Source organism: Pseudomonas sp. TH39(2020) (assembly GCF_016650715.1).
Taxonomy (GTDB): Bacteria; Pseudomonadota; Gammaproteobacteria; order Pseudomonadales; family Pseudomonadaceae; genus Aquipseudomonas; species Aquipseudomonas mandelii_C.
In genome coordinates this window covers 2,741,084-2,756,366 of sequence record NZ_JAEKFF010000006.1, presented here as the reverse complement: position 1 = coordinate 2,756,366, position 15,283 = coordinate 2,741,084, and the positions used below count along the sequence as shown (strand labels likewise).

17 protein-coding genes are annotated in these 15,283 nt (G+C 58.0%); 9 read left to right on the top strand and 8 right to left on the bottom strand.

The genetic code is table 11. From position 1 onward, the window contains the following. Positions 1–7 precede the first annotated feature (7 nt). Complete coding sequence (gene tyrS / locus JFU47_RS20290) at positions 8–1,207, bottom strand: tyrosine--tRNA ligase (protein WP_201185166.1); 1,200 nt, start codon at positions 1,205–1,207, stop codon at positions 8–10. 212 nt (positions 1,208–1,419) lie between these two features. On the opposite strand from tyrS, the gene JFU47_RS20285 reads away from it, so the two are divergent. Next, positions 1,420–2,844 (top strand): peptidoglycan DD-metalloendopeptidase family protein, encoded by a 1,425-nt coding sequence (locus JFU47_RS20285; RefSeq protein WP_123368685.1) that lies wholly within the window; start codon positions 1,420–1,422, stop codon positions 2,842–2,844. A gap of 3 nt (positions 2,845–2,847) precedes the next feature. Continuing rightward, the gene (locus tag JFU47_RS20280) at positions 2,848–3,939 is read left to right on the top strand and encodes an anhydro-N-acetylmuramic acid kinase (protein ID WP_201185164.1); all 1,092 of its coding nucleotides are present in this window, start codon (positions 2,848–2,850) and stop codon (positions 3,937–3,939) included. A 79-nt stretch (positions 3,940–4,018) separates the two neighbouring features. Here JFU47_RS20280 and erpA read toward each other — a convergent pair whose 3' ends face one another. Together erpA and argC are read right to left on the bottom strand one after the other, a co-directional pair. Then, positions 4,019–4,369: an iron-sulfur cluster insertion protein ErpA gene (gene erpA / locus JFU47_RS20275; protein ID WP_007947969.1), complete on the bottom strand. Its 351-nt coding sequence runs from the start codon at positions 4,367–4,369 to the stop codon at positions 4,019–4,021. Positions 4,370–4,536: 167 nt separating this feature from the next. Beyond that, the gene (argC, locus tag JFU47_RS20270; RefSeq protein WP_008147251.1) at positions 4,537–5,571 is read right to left on the bottom strand and encodes an N-acetyl-gamma-glutamyl-phosphate reductase; all 1,035 of its coding nucleotides are present in this window, start codon (positions 5,569–5,571) and stop codon (positions 4,537–4,539) included. 135 nt (positions 5,572–5,706) lie between these two features. Here argC and hemJ point away from each other — a divergent pair, with 135 nt between their 5' ends. From hemJ to coq7, 6 genes are all read left to right on the top strand, one after another. Further along, positions 5,707–6,135: a protoporphyrinogen oxidase HemJ gene (gene hemJ / locus JFU47_RS20265; protein ID WP_201185162.1), complete on the top strand. Its 429-nt coding sequence runs from the start codon at positions 5,707–5,709 to the stop codon at positions 6,133–6,135. A 33-nt stretch (positions 6,136–6,168) separates the two neighbouring features. Then, positions 6,169–7,137, top strand: coding sequence for an NAD(P)H-dependent flavin oxidoreductase (locus JFU47_RS20260; protein WP_201185160.1), 969 nt, complete (start codon positions 6,169–6,171; stop codon positions 7,135–7,137). Between the two features lie 86 nt (positions 7,138–7,223). Further along, complete coding sequence (locus JFU47_RS20255) at positions 7,224–8,189, top strand: DUF805 domain-containing protein (protein ID WP_201185158.1); 966 nt, start codon at positions 7,224–7,226, stop codon at positions 8,187–8,189. Positions 8,190–8,251: 62 nt separating this feature from the next. Beyond that, positions 8,252–9,040: an SDR family NAD(P)-dependent oxidoreductase gene (locus JFU47_RS20250; protein WP_123368680.1), complete on the top strand. Its 789-nt coding sequence runs from the start codon at positions 8,252–8,254 to the stop codon at positions 9,038–9,040. 82 nt (positions 9,041–9,122) lie between these two features. Beyond that, entirely contained in the window at positions 9,123–9,461 is a 339-nt protein-coding gene (locus JFU47_RS20245) for a histidine triad nucleotide-binding protein (protein ID WP_008147240.1), read from the top strand. 126 nt (positions 9,462–9,587) lie between these two features. After that, positions 9,588–10,235: a 2-polyprenyl-3-methyl-6-methoxy-1,4-benzoquinone monooxygenase gene (gene coq7, locus JFU47_RS20240; protein ID WP_201185156.1), complete on the top strand. Its 648-nt coding sequence runs from the start codon at positions 9,588–9,590 to the stop codon at positions 10,233–10,235. 60 nt (positions 10,236–10,295) lie between these two features. On the opposite strand, the gene speD is transcribed toward coq7, so the two are convergent. Both speD and JFU47_RS20230 read right to left on the bottom strand, forming a co-directional pair. Continuing rightward, positions 10,296–11,090, bottom strand: a complete 795-nt coding sequence (speD, locus tag JFU47_RS20235; RefSeq protein ID WP_140674582.1) for an adenosylmethionine decarboxylase — start codon at positions 11,088–11,090, stop codon at positions 10,296–10,298. A gap of 237 nt (positions 11,091–11,327) precedes the next feature. Then, positions 11,328–11,750, bottom strand: coding sequence for an OsmC family protein (locus JFU47_RS20230; RefSeq protein ID WP_007941657.1), 423 nt, complete (start codon positions 11,748–11,750; stop codon positions 11,328–11,330). Between the two features lie 231 nt (positions 11,751–11,981). On the opposite strand from JFU47_RS20230, the gene crp reads away from it, so the two are divergent. Then, positions 11,982–12,626, top strand: coding sequence for a cAMP-activated global transcriptional regulator CRP (gene crp, locus JFU47_RS20225; protein WP_008147233.1), 645 nt, complete (start codon positions 11,982–11,984; stop codon positions 12,624–12,626). Here the strand turns inward: crp and JFU47_RS20220 are convergent. From JFU47_RS20220 to trpD, 3 genes are all read right to left on the bottom strand, one after another. Continuing rightward, entirely contained in the window at positions 12,623–13,324 is a 702-nt protein-coding gene (locus tag JFU47_RS20220) for a lipoate--protein ligase family protein (RefSeq protein ID WP_201185154.1), read from the bottom strand. The two genes, crp and JFU47_RS20220, sit on opposite strands and share 4 nt — an antisense overlap. Before the next feature lie 67 nt (positions 13,325–13,391). Further along, positions 13,392–14,228, bottom strand: a complete 837-nt coding sequence (trpC, locus tag JFU47_RS20215) for an indole-3-glycerol phosphate synthase TrpC (RefSeq protein ID WP_046045391.1) — start codon at positions 14,226–14,228, stop codon at positions 13,392–13,394. Further along, entirely contained in the window at positions 14,225–15,274 is a 1,050-nt protein-coding gene (gene trpD, locus JFU47_RS20210) for an anthranilate phosphoribosyltransferase (protein WP_123368675.1), read from the bottom strand. Before trpD ends, trpC begins: the two co-directional genes overlap by 4 nt. Positions 15,275–15,283 lie beyond the last annotated feature (9 nt).

Genomic DNA, 15,283 nt, shown 5'->3' with positions numbered 1-15,283 from the left:
TTGAGCTTTATTCGGATTTGAGCGTAATACGCGCAAATGCCTTCTTCCCAGCCTGGCAAACATGGGTCGCACCCAGTACGTATATAAAGGTGCGATCGACAACCTCACCATCTATACGCACACCACCAGAACCTAGAAGGTCTCGCGCGACAGCCGAGTTCTTGACCAGACCTGCCTTATTAAGGACAGCAGCAATCGGCATGTCTTCAGTAGCAGTTAATTCGATCTCTGGCAGATCGTCCGGCAGCTCGCCTTCCTTCATACGGTTACCCGCCGCACGGTGAGCATTGGCCGCAGCCTCCTCACCATGGAAACGCGCAACGATCTCTTCAGCCAGCTTGATCTTGATATCACGCGGATTGGCACCCGCCTCGACATCAGCACGGAACGCATTGATCTCATCCATGGAGCGGAAACTGAGCAATTCGAAATAGCGCCACATCAGCGCATCCGGAATGGAAACCAGCTTGCCGTACATCACACCCGGAGCTTCCTGAATACCCACGTAGTTGCCCAAGGACTTGGACATCTTCTTCACGCCATCCAGACCTTCGAGCAGCGGCATGGTCAGAATGCACTGAGCCTCCTGACCATATCCACGCTGCAGTTCACGCCCCATCAACAGGTTGAACTTCTGATCAGTACCACCCAGCTCGACGTCCGCGCGCAGAGCAACCGAGTCATAACCCTGAACCAGCGGATAGAGGAACTCGTGAATGGCAATTGGCTGATTGGTGGTGTAGCGCTTGTCGAAGTCGTCGCGCTCGAGCATGCGAGCTACGGTGTACTGCGAAGTCAGACGAATGAAGTCGGCCGGCCCCATCTGATCCATCCAGGTGGAGTTGAACGCAACTTCGGTTTTCGCCGGATCAAGAATCTTGAAAACCTGGGTCTTGTAGGTCTCGGCATTCTCGAGAACCTGCTCGCGGGTAAGTGGAGGACGCGTAGCACTCTTACCGCTCGGATCGCCGATCATCCCGGTGAAGTCACCTATAAGGAAGATCACCTGATGCCCCAGCTCCTGGAACTGGCGCAGCTTATTAATAAGCACGGTATGACCCAGGTGCAAATCCGGCGCGGTCGGATCGAAGCCTGCCTTAATACGTAGCGGCTGGCCACGCTTGAGCTTTTCGATCAGCTCGGACTCGACCAACAGTTCTTCCGCACCACGTTTAATCAGCGCTAGCTGCTCTTCAACCGACTTCATAACAGACCCGCAAGGCTCGAATTCAAAGGGAACCAACCATACAAGATCGCGCGTCAAATACAAGTTTTGCCCGGCGCACGGACACCAATCCACAGACTCAGCGTTCGCGGACTTGCTTCAGGGATGATTTGGTTATATTTTATACAGTTATTTCATCTTCATCATGTCATTCATCTTTTCCAATTCATCTTTTTCAAAGTCAAAAATTACCTATGACCAAAGAATCGTCTAAAGCGCCGCCGCTTTACCCGAAGACCCACCTGCTCGCAGCAAGTGGCATCGCCGCCCTTCTGAGCCTGGCGCTTCTGGTATTTCCTTCCAGTGATGTTGAAGCAAAAAAAACGACCCTGAGTCTTGAACTGGAAAGCCCTGCTGAACAACTGACACAAGATCAAGACGCTGCCGAAGCGGTCCAAGCCACAAATGAGCCAGCAGCGTCCCCTTTTGCACAGATCGAAAACAGCGCCGAAGAACCCCAGGAAACCGCTCAGGCCGCCCCCGCGCCAGCACCTGTGATCGAAGAAAAAAAGTCTCCAAACCACAGGGAAGTGATCGTCTCTAAAGGCGACACCCTCTCCACCCTGTTTGAAAAAGTCGGCCTTCCTGCAGCTTCGGTGCATGAAGTGCTGGCCAGCGACAAGCAAGCCAAGCAGTTCAGCCAACTCAAGCACGGCCAGAAGCTTGAATTCGAACTGAGCCCCGATGGCCAGCTGACCAACCTTCACAGCAAGGTCAGCGACGTCGAAAGCATCACCTTGACCAAAAATGACAAGGGCTATGCGTTCAACCGCATTACCGCAAAGCCTACCGTGCGCTCGGCCTATGTTCATGGCGTGATCAACAGCTCGCTGTCACAGTCCGCTGCACGCGCCGGTTTGTCCCACAGCCTGACCATGGACATGGCCAGCGTGTTTGGCTATGACGTCGACTTCGCCCAGGATATTCGCCAGGGTGACGAGTTCGATGTCATCTACGAACAGAAAGTCGTCAACGGCAAGGCTGTCGGCAATGGCCCGATCCTTTCCGCTCGCTTCACTAACCGCGGCAAGACCTACACCGCCGTGCGTTACACCAATAAACAAGGCAACAGCAGCTACTACACTGCTGACGGCAACAGCATGCGCAAGGCGTTTATCCGTACCCCGGTGGACTTCGCCCGGATCAGTTCGAAATTCTCAATGGGTCGCAAGCACCCGATCCTGAACAAGATCCGCGCTCACAAAGGCGTCGACTACGCAGCGCCGCGTGGCACTCCAATCAAGGCAGCCGGTGACGGTAAAGTGTTGTTGGCCGGTCGCCGTGGTGGCTACGGCAACACCGTGATCATCCAGCACGGCAATACCTACCGTACGCTGTACGGCCACATGCAGGGCTTTGCCAAAGGCGTGCAGACTGGCAGTAGCGTCAAACAAGGCCAGGTGATCGGCTACATCGGCACCACCGGACTTTCCACCGGACCGCATTTGCATTACGAGTTCCAGGTCAATGGCGTGCACGTCGACCCACTAGGCCAGAAAGTGGCGATGGCCGATCCGATCTCCAAAGCTGAACGCGCACGTTTCCTCGCGCAGAGCCAACCGCTGATGGCGCGCATGGATCAAGAGAAATCCACGCAGCTGGCTTCGAGCAAGCGCTAAGCCATGACGCTCTATATAGGTGTGATGTCCGGGACCAGCCTCGATGGCCTGGACATTGCCCTGGTCGAGCTGACCCCGGCAATCAAACTGATTGCCACGCAATACATTCCCATGCCTGACTCCCTGCGCACCGAGCTGCTTGGCTTGTGCGCCAGCGGCCCGGACGAGATTGCCCGCTCCGCCATCGCCCAGCAGAACTGGGTGAAACTGGCGGCACAGGGTATTCACACCCTTCTCGACCAACAAAAACTGAAACCCGAAGACATTCGCGCGATTGGCAGCCACGGCCAGACCATTCGCCACGAGCCGGCGCGCGGCTTCACCGTGCAGATTGGCAACCCTGCTCTTCTGACCGAGCTGACCGGCATCACCGTGGTCAGCGACTTTCGCAGCCGCGATGTTGCGGCTGGCGGACAAGGCGCCCCACTGGTCCCAGCCTTTCACGAAGCGTTGTTTGAAGAGCGAGCAGGCAATCGCGCGGTATTGAACGTTGGCGGGTTCAGCAACCTCAGCCTGATCGAGCCCGGCAAACCCGTAGCCGGTTTCGACTGTGGCCCGGGCAATGTTCTGCTGGATGCCTGGATTCACCAGCAACGTGGCGACAACTTTGATCGTGACGGTCAATGGGCTGCCAGCGGCAAGGTCCAACCAGTTCTGCTGAACGAACTGCTGAGTGATCCATTTTTCGTGACCAAAGGCCCGAAGAGCACCGGCCGCGAAGTATTCAACCTTGCATGGCTGACACAGCATCTATCGAAACTGTCGACCTTCGCCACCGAAGACGTGCAGGCAACCCTGCTCGAACTGACCGCCCTGACTATCGTCGAGTCACTGCAAAGTGCTCAATCAGATACCCAGGAACTGTTGGTCTGCGGCGGCGGCGCCCACAACGCCACGCTGATGAACCGCTTGGCCAGCTTGCTGCCGAACACCAAGGTCAGCAGCACCGCGGCTTACGGTGTAGACCCGGACTGGGTCGAAGCCATGGCCTTCGCCTGGCTGGCCCATTGCTGCCTCGAAGGCATCGCTGCCAATCGCCCGAGCGTCACCGGCGCGCGTGGCCTGCGCGTACTTGGCGCCATTTACCCTGCCTGACTAGCCATACCGAATCCCAGACAACAAAACGCCGCAGAGCCCTGAGGCCATGCGGCGCTTGGTGATGCGGTGATTGCGATCAGATCGAGAACGAAGAGCCGCAGCCACACGTGGTGCTGGCGTTCGGATTCTTGATCACGAAGCGCGAACCTTCCAGACCTTCCTGATAATCCACCTCGGCACCTGCCAGGTACTGGAAGCTCATCGGATCAACGACCAGACTCACCCCTTCGCGCTCGACAATGGTGTCGTCATCGGCCACTTCTTCATCGAAGGTGAAGCCGTACTGAAAACCTGAACAACCGCCGCCCGTAACGAATACGCGCAGCTTCAAGCGATCATTCCCCTCTTCATCGACCAGGCTCTTCACCTTGTGCGCGGCACCGTGGGTGAATTGCAAAGCCGTGGGGGTGAAGGATTCGACGCTCATGCTAACTATCTCCCGGCGTTACGCCGCCATAATGCGTGATGACGGGCATTATCCGCTTCTCCTAGAAAATTGGTCAACTATTGTTACGGTATATCAATAAACCCGATCGCCAGCCCGAAATACAAAAAGGCCCGTCAGACGGGCCTTTTTGCTGAGCGGAATAAACCTTACGGCAGCATGCCTGCATGGGACAGACCCAAGCGCTCATCCAGCCCGAACAAAATGTTCATGTTCTGCACAGCCTGCCCCGACGCACCTTTGACCAGGTTATCGATCACCGATAACACCACCACCAGATCACCATCCTGCGGACGATGCACGGCAATACGGCAAACGTTGGCACCGCGCACGCTGCGGGTTTCCGGATGGCTGCCGGCCGGCATGACATCGACGAACGGTTCGTTGGCATAACGCTTTTCAAACAGCGCCTGCAGATCCACCGAGCGATCCACGACAGTCGCGTAGAGCGTCGAGTGAATGCCGCGAATCATTGGCGTCAGGTGCGGAACGAAGGTCAGACCGACGTCCTTGCCCGCTGCACGACGCAGACCCTGGCGAATTTCCGGCAAGTGACGGTGCCCTTTGACGGCGTAGGCCTTCATGCTTTCCGACGTCTCGGAGTACAGCGAACCTACGGACGCGCCACGACCGGCACCACTGACGCCGGATTTGCAGTCAGCAATCAAGCGCGTGGTATCGGCCAGACCTGCTTCTAGCAATGGCAGAAAGCCCAATTGCGTAGCCGTCGGGTAGCAACCCGGCACGGCGATCAGGCGAGCCTGCTTGATCTGCTCGCGATTGACTTCCGGCAAGCCATAGACAGCCTCTTCCAGCAGTTCCGGCGCGCCGTGCGGCTGACCGTACCACTTGGCCCACTCATCAGCGTCTTGCAGACGGAAGTCCGCCGACAGGTCGATGACTTTGGTCCCGGCCGCCAACAGTTCGCCAGCCAGCGCATGGGCAACACCGTGAGGCGTGGCGAAGAACACCACGTCGCAAGCGCCCAGCGTCTTGATGTCCGGAACGCTGAATGCCAGACCATCGTAATGACCGCGCAGGTTCGGATACATATCAGCCACGGCCAGACCGGCCTCGGATCGGGAAGTGATGACGACCACTTCTGCTTGCGGATGCTGCGCCAACAGACGCAGCAGTTCGACACCGGTGTAACCCGTGCCGCCGACGATACCGACCTTGACCATAAACCTGCCCTCAACGAACCCACTGGAAAGCCGTCGATAATAGGGCCCGTATCGTCCCGCGACAACCGGCAAGGTGACGTGCGGAGCCCCAAGCCTCTACTATCCGGGCTACCGTGAACCTGGGAATAACTAAAAATGCTTTATCTGTGGCTCAAAGCGCTTCACATCGTCAGCATGGTCTGCTGGTTTGCCGGCCTGTTTTACCTGCCGCGCCTGTTCGTCTATCACGCTCAAAGCGAAGACACCGTCAGCAAGGAGCGCTTCAGCGTCATGGAGCGCAAGTTGTACCGAGGCATCATGGGCCCGGCGATGATCGCCACCCTGGTATTCGGCATCGCACTGATCGCCCTCAATCCCGGCATCTTCAGCCAAGGCGCGTGGATACACGCCAAGTTGACCCTGGTGGTGATCCTGATCGGCTACCACCACATGTGCGGCGCCCAGGTGAAACGTTTTGCCCGTGGCGAGAACACCCGCAGTCATGTCTTTTATCGCTGGTTCAATGAAGTGCCGGTTCTGATATTGCTGGCCATTGTGATTCTGGTCGTCGTTCGGCCGTTCTAACGCCAATAAGCACAACTCACCGGGGTACTTCCAATGTCGCTGCCCGCTCTGCTCGAACAGCGTTTGCGTCTGCCAGTGGTGGCAGCGCCAATGTTCCTGATCTCCAACCCACAACTGGTACTCGCCTGCTGCCGTAATGGCGTGGTGGGCAGCTTTCCTGCGCTGAACCAGCGCGAGAGCAGCGGCTTCAAGGCCTGGCTGGAAGAGATCGAAGCAGGGTTGGCGACACTGGAGAATCCGGCGCCTTATGCGGTGAACCTGATCGTCCACAACAGCAACCCGCGGCTGCAAGCGGACCTGGCGATCTGCATCGAGCACAAAGTGCCGATTGTGATCACAAGTCTCGGCGCCGTGAAAGAACTGGTCGATGCCGTGCACAGCTATGGCGGTCTGGTGTTCCATGACGTGACGACTCGTCGCCACGCAGAGAAAGCCGCCGAGGCCGGGGTCGACGGTTTGATCGCCGTGGCAGCGGGCGCCGGTGGACACGCCGGAACCTGGAGCCCGTTCTCGCTGATTGCCGAAATACGCCAGTTCTTCGACAAGACCCTGCTGCTGGCCGGTTGCCTGAACCACGGCCACGAGATTCTCGCGGCACAACTGCTCGGTGCGGATCTGGCCTACTTCGGTACGCGATTTATCGGCACAACCGAAAGTCATGCACCTGACGCCTATAAAGAGATGCTGCTGACTTCCAGAGCCGCGGACATCATCCATACTCCAGCGGTGTCGGGCATACCCGCGAGCTTTATGCGTCAGAGCCTTGAGGCAGCGGGTTTCGACATGGCAGCGCTGCAAGGCAAAGGTGAGGTGGACTTCGGCTCCAAACTCAAGCCCGCAAGCGATGAAGCCAAAGCCTGGAAAACCGTCTGGTCCGCAGGCCAGGGTGTCGGCGAGATCGATGACCTGCCAAGTGTCGATCAATTGGTCGCTCGCCTTGACGCCGAGTACCGCAAAGCACTGGAGCTGGCGGCAGCGCTGCCCAAGCGCTGGCCACGCTGACAGGAAAACTTGGCCAGCCCATTCCGGCTGGCTTTACACTCAACCCGCAATACTCCCTAAAACATTCGCGACAAGGATGCCTCGCAATGAGCGAAAACCGTTTCAAGATCGTGTTCGACGGCGCTCTGCTGCCAGGTGTTGACGTCACCACCGCCAAGCTCAATCTCGCCGAGTTATTCAAAAGCGATGTGACTGCCATCGAGCGACTGTTCAGTGGCAAGCCGGTTGCACTCAAACGCGACCTGTCCCAGGCCGATGCGCAGACTTATCTCCAGGCGCTGACCAAAACCGGTATCGATGCCCGGATCGAATCCGAACCCCCAATCGAACTGAACCTGGCTGACGTTCATGAACACGCCCCTGCCGTCGCGGCAGATCCCGAATCCCCTTACGCACCACCCCAGGCTCCCGTTGGCGAAGCCGTGCCTGCGTTTTCCACACTCAAGCCGCTCAGCTTCGAGGGTCGGATCGGCCGCTTGCGTTATCTGGCCTGGACGATGTCGCTGACGCTGGTGACCCTTAGTGCTGGCGCTGTACTTGCCGTTTTCGGCTTGGCCCTCATCACTACGGACTCGACCGCCGGCCTGATTCTCGGTGGCTTGCTGGCCTTTATTCTCTTCGTGGCGCTCGCGTTCGTCAGCATTCAGTTCAGTGTCCAGCGTCTGCACGATATCGGCTGGTCTGGCTGGCTCTGGCTGCTGACCCTCGTGCCGTTCGTGGGCAGCATCTTTCCGTTCGTGATGATGATCGCGCCGGGTAATAACACCGCCAATCGATACGGTGCGCCATCACCGCCCAACAGCACCGCGGTCAAGATCCTGTCGTCATTGTGGCTGGTGTTTATCGCGATCCTGTTCATCGGCGGACTGACCGGTGGCCTTACTACCCTCCAGAGCGAATACGAAAGCGCCACCCAAAGCAGCTATGAAAGTGACTCCGTGACCACCGAAGAGATCGAAGATCAAACCGCCGTGGAAGCAGAGCCAGCGCCAAATTCAGCCGACGATGCAGCCGAAGAAGCCCAGCCCCCTGTAGACTCTGCGAAAGAATGAACAGCGCTCCCCGCCCGTGACACCTGCGTCGCCGGCGCGGAGCTGTTGCGATGGAGAAATGCATGACCCGTTACGCTCTGATCACTGGCGCTTCCAGCGGCATCGGCCTGGCGATGGCCGAAGCGCTGGCCCGGCGCGGCCGCAGCCTGATTCTGGTGGCCCGTCAGCGTGATCAGCTGGAAAGTATTGCTATTGAGCTAACCCAACGTTTTGGCGTGGAAGTGTTGTTCCGAGCCTGCGACCTCGGCGAGCCCCTACGGCTGTCCGGTTTTCTGCTGGAGCTGGAGGAAGGCGACCGACAGATCGATTTGCTGGTCAATTGCGCCGGCATCGGCACCTGCGGCCCTTTCCTGGCTCAGGACTGGATGACCGAGCAGGACCTGATCGAAGTGAACATCCTCGCACTCACTCGCCTGTGTCACGCGATCGGCAACAGTATGGCGCTGCAGGGCGGCGGACAAATTTTGAATGTCGCCTCGGTGGCGGCGTTCTATCCCGGCCCGTGGATGAGTACTTATTACGCCAGCAAGGCTTATGTGCTGCACTTTTCCGAAGGGTTGCGCGTCGAACTGAAAAAATGCGCGGTCAAGGTGTCGGTGCTCTGCCCCGGCCCTACCCGCACGGCGTTTTTCCGCACCGCGCAATTGGACACTGCCAAACTGGTCGACAGCAAAATGCTGATGAGCCCCGAGGAAGTCGCGCTCTACACCGTCCGGGCTCTGGAGAAAAATCGCGCCATCATTATTCCGGGTCGGCGCAACCGCTGGCGCGCCTTCCTGCCGCGGCTCGGCTCACGCTGGCTGACCCGGACAATCGCCGGCATGGTCAACAAGGCTTACTGCCCGCGCTGATCGCACCCTCAAGGTAAAAGGCTGGGCTCGGGCATAACCCATGGTTACACTCAGGCCAGCCCAAACAACGGAGAAAAAAGCTGTGGATACTCTGTTCACCAAGATCATCAACCGGGAAATCCCGGCGAAGATCATTTACGAGGACGACCAGGTACTGGCCTTCCACGACATCGCCCCACAGGCACCCGTGCATTTTCTGGTAATCCCGAAAAAAGCGGTGCGCACGCTTAACGACCTGACCGAGGACGACAAGGCATTGGCTGGGCATATTCTGTTCACCGCCCAGCGTCTGGCCCTGGAACTGGGTTGCGAAGAGGGCTTCCGCGTGGTCATGAACTGCAATCCACTGGGTGGGCAGACCGTCTATCACATACATATGCATGTATTGGGTCAGCGCCAGATGCATTGGCCGCCGGGCTGATTGGAGTAAGCCCTGTGGGGGCGGGCAATCCCGCTCCCACAAGGACCTGCGTCGCAATGACCCAGCGCAAACCTTCCCCGGCCGATTGGGTTAAACTGGCCGCCGAGATTCTTCCCGGAGGTCAGCATGACTACCCAACGTCACTACTCGCCGATTGACCGCCTTCTGCTGCAAGCCGATGCCGCGATGCGTACCTTGTTGCCCTTCAGTGGCCAGCCGTACCGTCCTTCGCCCGCTATCGTTCAGCCGGATGCGCAAATGAGCGACGAAGACACCCGGCACGTCGCCGGGCTGATGCGCATCAACCACACCGGCGAAGTCTGTGCCCAGGCGCTGTATCAGGGTCAGGCCCTGACCGCCAAGCTGCCGCAAGTGCGCGCCGCCATGGAACATGCCGCTGAAGAAGAAATCGACCACCTGGTCTGGTGCGAACAACGCATAAAACAGTTGGGCAGCCACACCAGCATTCTCAATCCGCTGTTCTATGGCATGTCGTTCGGGATTGGCGCGGTGGCCGGGTTGATCAGCGATAAAGTCAGCCTGGGTTTCGTTGCCGCGACCGAGCATCAGGTGTGTAAACACCTCAACGAACACCTTGAGCAACTGCCAGTCGAGGACGAAAAGTCCCGGGCGATCCTCGAGCAGATGCGCATTGATGAAGAACACCACGCCGAAAGCGCGCTGGAGGCTGGGGGTTTCCGCTTCCCGGCACCAGTGAAGTTCGGCATGAGCCTGATGGCCAAGGTCATGACCAAGAGTACTTACCGGATCTGATCCCAAACACAGGGCACAAAAAAGGGCGCTTTCAGCGCCCTTTCTTTTTGCTCTCAGGAATCAGCTCGGCATGTTGCGCGCGTAGAAGATTTCCAGCATTTCGTGTTTCACACGCTCGGTCACCTGAGCACGCTGCTCAGCGGACAGGCTGCTGGTGGCATCGCCGAACAGGTAGTTATCCAGTTCGAAGTTCTTCAGCAGCATTTTGGTGTGGAACAGGTTTTCCTGGTAAACGTTCACGTCGGTCATCTGGTACGCGTTGCGGGTGTCTTCGGAAAGGTAGTTCTGAATCGAGTTGATCTCGTGGTCGATGAAGTGCTTTTTGCCCTCCACGTCGCGGGTGAAACCGCGCACACGATAATCCACGGTCACGATGTCCGAATCGAACTGGTGGATCAGGAAGTTGAGCGCCTTAAGCGGTGAAATGACGCCACAGGTCGACACATCAATGTCCACACGGAATGTCGCGATGCCATCGTCCGGATGGATTTCCGGGTAGGTGTGCACCGTGATGTGGCTCTTGTCGAGGTGGGCCAGGATAATTTCAGGCAGCGGGCCCGGGGACTCTTCGATCTGACTGTCGGTAGGAGTCACCGGCTCTTCAGAGATCAAAATCGTGACACTGGCGCCCTGGGGTTCATAGTCCTGACTGGCGATGTTCAGGATGTTGGCACCAATGATATCGACAACTTCTGTGAGGATCTGCGTCAGGCGCTTGGCGTTGTACTCTTTATTGATGTACTCGACGTAAGCCTGTTGGTCCTGCGGGGTTTCCGCATAGCAGATGTCATAGATGTTGAAGCTCAAGGTCTTTGTCAGGTTATTGAACCCGTGGAGCTTGAGTTTGCTTTTCACCGTTAAAAACTCTCTATGTATTGCGGCCCGGCCGCATGATCAAGCATGCCCGTCAGATGCGTACGATGCACCTGCGTAGGACGGTTAACACCTCTTCACAATGTCGATTTTGGTTGTATGTCCGGGTGCGCGGCCTGTCGGCGGACGGGCTACTACCCTGAAAAAGTGGCGCATTGTGCAGACGTCAGCTTGGGATCGCCACAGTCTGCACTGCCTTTATGATAGTTGAATGTCGATTCAACCGAGCTCGATGATCTCGTAGTCATGGGTAATTGCCACGCCAGCCGCACCAAGCATGATCGACGCCGAGCAATACTTCTCGGCAGACAGCTCGATGGCGCGTTTGACCTGGGCTTCTTTCAAGCCGCGGCCCTTGACCACGAAGTGCATGTGGATCTTGGTGAAAACCTTCGGATCTTCGGTGGCACGCTCGGCTTCGAGGAAGGCTTCGCAGCTTTCAACGGCCTGACGGGACTTCTTGAGGATGCTGACCACGTCGAAATTGCTGCAACCGCCAACACCCAGCAGGAGCATTTCCATCGGCCGGACACCCAGGTTGCGACCGCCGGCATCGGGCGGACCGTCCATGACCACGACATGACCGCTGCCGGATTCGCCGAGGAACATGGCTTCGCCAGCCCATTGGATGCGTGCCTTCATCGCCAAGACTCCACTGTATAAAAAAGGGTCGCCAGCTTAGCACAGGGGCCTTGATTGACGACGCCTCGCCTTCCTACGACGCAAGCCGCTGAGCTGTAGGTAAATTCTCGAATATTGCAGGAAGTGTCTGTTAAGCTGGCGCCAATTCACTGGCGCATAGCCAGCTTTGTAGCAACCTCAGCGACTCATAAGAAAACCAAACACACCGTGAAGTCTTTTCGGGATACAACCATGGTTGCTATTACCCCAACACCCAAGATCAAGAACCTCGACAAGCTGCTGATGCACTGCCAGCGCCGTCGTTATGCGGCCAAAAGCAACATCATTTGTGCCGGCGACCGCTCGGACACACTGTTCTTCATCATCAAGGGTTCGGTCACCATCCTGATCGAGGATGACGATGGCCGTGAAATGATCATTGCCTACCTGAACTCCGGAGACTTTTTCGGCGAGTTGGGCCTGTTCGAACAGGCCGGCCTGGAACAGGAACGCAGCGCCTGGGTGCGCGCCAAGATCGAATGCGAAGTCGCGGAGATCAGCTACGCGAAATTCCGCGAGCTGTCCCAACAGGATCCAGACATTCTTTACGTGCTCAGCGGACAAATCGCACAGCGGCTGCGCAACACCACCCGCAAAGTGGGTGACCTTGCATTCTTCGACGTAACCGGCCGCGTCGCACGCTGCCTCTTGGAACTGTGCAAGCAGCCAGATGCAATGACCCATCCCGATGGCATGCAGATCAAGGTGACCCGTCAGGAGATCGGGCGGATTGTCGGTTGTTCACGTGAGATGGTCGGTCGCGTACTCAAGGACCTGGAAGAACGCAATCTGGTGGACGTCAAAGGCAAGACCATGGTGGTCTTCGGTACGCGCTAAACCCTGAACATGTCTGCCAGCAACTCGCGGTACAACGTGTCGAGCCGCCCCAACGCATCAGGTGCTGCATATTTTTCATGAAGAGCAATGTGGCTCTCGGCGCGAACTCGCTGCTCCAGGCCACAGGCTTCATTGAACCGGTTAACCGCCGCCACCATCGACTCACGCTCGTTATCGAGCAACAAAGCACCGTGCACCAACCCTACCGGACGCGTACCGCCCTTGCTCTGGCGCCAGCGTTGAGCCGTGCCGACCATCTTGCGCCCATCAAGGTTGACGTTGAAACGCCCATCACAGAACGCACCCTCTATTTCGCCCAAAGACGAAACACCGCCCAGTTCATCGAGTAACTGACAAATCGGATCGCAAAGCCGCCGATAACCGGTTTCGATGCGGTTCTGGTCACCCTCGCTACGCGGTGGCGCGTAGACCAGTGCGATGTTGATCGTTGAGGCCGATTGCGGTACCGGTTCACCGCCGGTTTCACGCAACAACACCGGCCAACCTGCCGCAGCCGACACTTCGCACGCGGCCTCGAACCCAGGCAGACGATTCAATCGTCGCGGCATGACCAGCGCCTTGTCACTGGGTTGCCAGAACAACAGCCCAAACTCCGAATCGCCGGTGCACACATGGGCCAACAGATCCTGTTCGGCGAGCAAGCCGGCTTCGACGGTCAAGGCGATGGGCTGGGTCATGGCAGTAGACATCCTTTGTTTGGGGTATAAAAAAGCCGGCATCGCCGGCTTCTTCATTAAGTCACGTTCAGTCGAGTGTAGAACCGCTCACCGCGATACCACGCTCAGGAAAGAACAGACGCTGCAGCTCGGTGCCCGGACTTTCGGCGCGCATGAACGCTTCGCCAACCAGGAACGCGTACACATCGCTGATTTCCATCAGTTCAACATCGGCCCGGTTGAGAATGCCACTTTCGGTGATCACCAAGCGATCACGCGGGATACGCGGCAACAGATCGAGGGTGGTTTCCAGATTGACTTCGAAGGTGTGCAGGTTGCGGTTGTTCACGCCGACCAACGGAGTGTCCAGGGTTTTCAAGGCCCGCTCCAGCTCGTCGCCATCGTGAACTTCTACCAGCACATCGAGGCCGACACTTTTAGCGACGGCAGCCAACTCGGCCATTTTCACGTCATCCAGTGCGGAGACGATCAGCAGCACGCAGTCGGCGCCCAACGCTCGGGCTTCAATGATCTGGTACGGATCGATCATGAAGTCCTTGCGGATCACCGGCAGTTTGCACGCCGCCCGCGCCTGTTGCAGATACGCATCGGCGCCTTGGAAGTAATCGATATCGGTGAGCACCGACAGGCAGGTCGCGCCACCCTTCTCGTAACTCTTGGCGATGTCGGCGGGAACGAAGTTCTCGCGGATAACGCCTTTGCTCGGTGAAGCCTTCTTGATTTCTGCAATGACCGCTGGCTGCTTGAGCTTGGCCTGAGCCAACAATGCCTTGGCAAAACCACGGGGTGCATCGGCCGCCTTGGCCAGACTTTCCAGCTCCGCCAGGCTTACGCGAGCGCTACGCTCGGCGACTTCCTGGACTTTACGGGCCAGAATGTTTTCCAGAACCGTCGGTACACTCATCCCTCATTCTCCACTTTGAATACCGCGGTAAATGCACCCAACTCCTCCAGTTTTTCCCGAGCGAGGCCTGTGTGCAGCGCATCGTGCGCCAGGGCAACGCCTTCTTTCAAACTGCTGGCATGGTCGGCGGCGTACAGCGCGGCACCGGCATTGAGCATAATCATTTCCGCGGCTTTCTGACCGTTCTCGGTCTTGCGCTTGCCCAGAGCATCGCGAATCAGCTCGAGGGAAGCCGCCGGGCTATCCACTGCCAGACCGTGCAGGCTCTGGCTTTTCATGCCCAGGTCTTCTGGCTCGACCCAATACTCGGTGATCTGGTCATCCTTCAATTCCGCTACAAAGGTTGGCGCCGCCAGACTGAACTCGTCCAGGCCATCCTTCGAGTGCACCACCAGCACGTGCTTGCTGCCCATACGCTGCAAGACTTCGGCCAGTGGCCGGCACAACGCCTGATTGAACACGCCCACCACCTGATGCTTCACGCCGGCCGGATTCGTAAGCGGGCCGAGCATGTTGAACAGCGTGCGCAAGCCCAGATCCCGGCGCGGGCCGGCGGCGTGCTTCATGGCGCTGTGATGGGTCTGGGCGAACATGAAACCGATGCCGACGTTGTCGATGCAGCGCGCCACTTGAACCGGGGTCAGGTTCAAGTAGATGCCCGCCGCCTCCAGCAAATCGGCGCTGCCGCTTTTGCCCGAGACCGCACGGTTACCGTGCTTGGCGACGGTGCAACCGGCCGCCGCGACCACGAACGAGGAAGCGGTCGAGACGTTGAAGATATTCGCACCGTCACCGCCGGTACCCACTACATCGACGACGCCGTCGAGGGTCTTGAGTTCGACCTTGTCCGCCAGCTCGCGCATGACCGACACGGCGCCGACGATCTCGTCGATGCTTTCACTCTTCATGCGCATGGCCATCATGAACGCGCCGATCTGCGCATCCGTGCATTGACCGGTCATGATTTCGCGCATGACATCGCGCATCTCATCGGTGCTGAGGTCGAGCTGTTCGACGATACGGCTCAGGGCTGTCTTGATATTCATGAAAAGTCC

Coding starts and splice junctions, on each gene's coding strand:
- tyrS (WP_201185166.1), bottom strand. CDS start 1,207: ATGAAGTCGGTTGAAGAGCAGCTAGCGCTGATTAAACGTGGTGCGGAA.
- JFU47_RS20285 (WP_123368685.1), top strand. CDS start 1,420: ATGACCAAAGAATCGTCTAAAGCGCCGCCGCTTTACCCGAAGACCCAC.
- JFU47_RS20280 (WP_201185164.1), top strand. CDS start 2,848: ATGACGCTCTATATAGGTGTGATGTCCGGGACCAGCCTCGATGGCCTG.
- erpA (WP_007947969.1), bottom strand. CDS start 4,369: ATGAGCGTCGAATCCTTCACCCCCACGGCTTTGCAATTCACCCACGGT.
- argC (WP_008147251.1), bottom strand. CDS start 5,571: ATGGTCAAGGTCGGTATCGTCGGCGGCACGGGTTACACCGGTGTCGAA.
- hemJ (WP_201185162.1), top strand. CDS start 5,707: ATGCTTTATCTGTGGCTCAAAGCGCTTCACATCGTCAGCATGGTCTGC.
- JFU47_RS20260 (WP_201185160.1), top strand. CDS start 6,169: ATGTCGCTGCCCGCTCTGCTCGAACAGCGTTTGCGTCTGCCAGTGGTG.
- JFU47_RS20255 (WP_201185158.1), top strand. CDS start 7,224: ATGAGCGAAAACCGTTTCAAGATCGTGTTCGACGGCGCTCTGCTGCCA.
- JFU47_RS20250 (WP_123368680.1), top strand. CDS start 8,252: ATGACCCGTTACGCTCTGATCACTGGCGCTTCCAGCGGCATCGGCCTG.
- coq7 (WP_201185156.1), top strand. CDS start 9,588: ATGACTACCCAACGTCACTACTCGCCGATTGACCGCCTTCTGCTGCAA.
- JFU47_RS20230 (WP_007941657.1), bottom strand. CDS start 11,750: ATGAAGGCACGCATCCAATGGGCTGGCGAAGCCATGTTCCTCGGCGAA.
- crp (WP_008147233.1), top strand. CDS start 11,982: ATGGTTGCTATTACCCCAACACCCAAGATCAAGAACCTCGACAAGCTG.
- JFU47_RS20220 (WP_201185154.1), bottom strand. CDS start 13,324: ATGACCCAGCCCATCGCCTTGACCGTCGAAGCCGGCTTGCTCGCCGAA.
- trpC (WP_046045391.1), bottom strand. CDS start 14,228: ATGAGTGTACCGACGGTTCTGGAAAACATTCTGGCCCGTAAAGTCCAG.
- trpD (WP_123368675.1), bottom strand. CDS start 15,274: ATGAATATCAAGACAGCCCTGAGCCGTATCGTCGAACAGCTCGACCTC.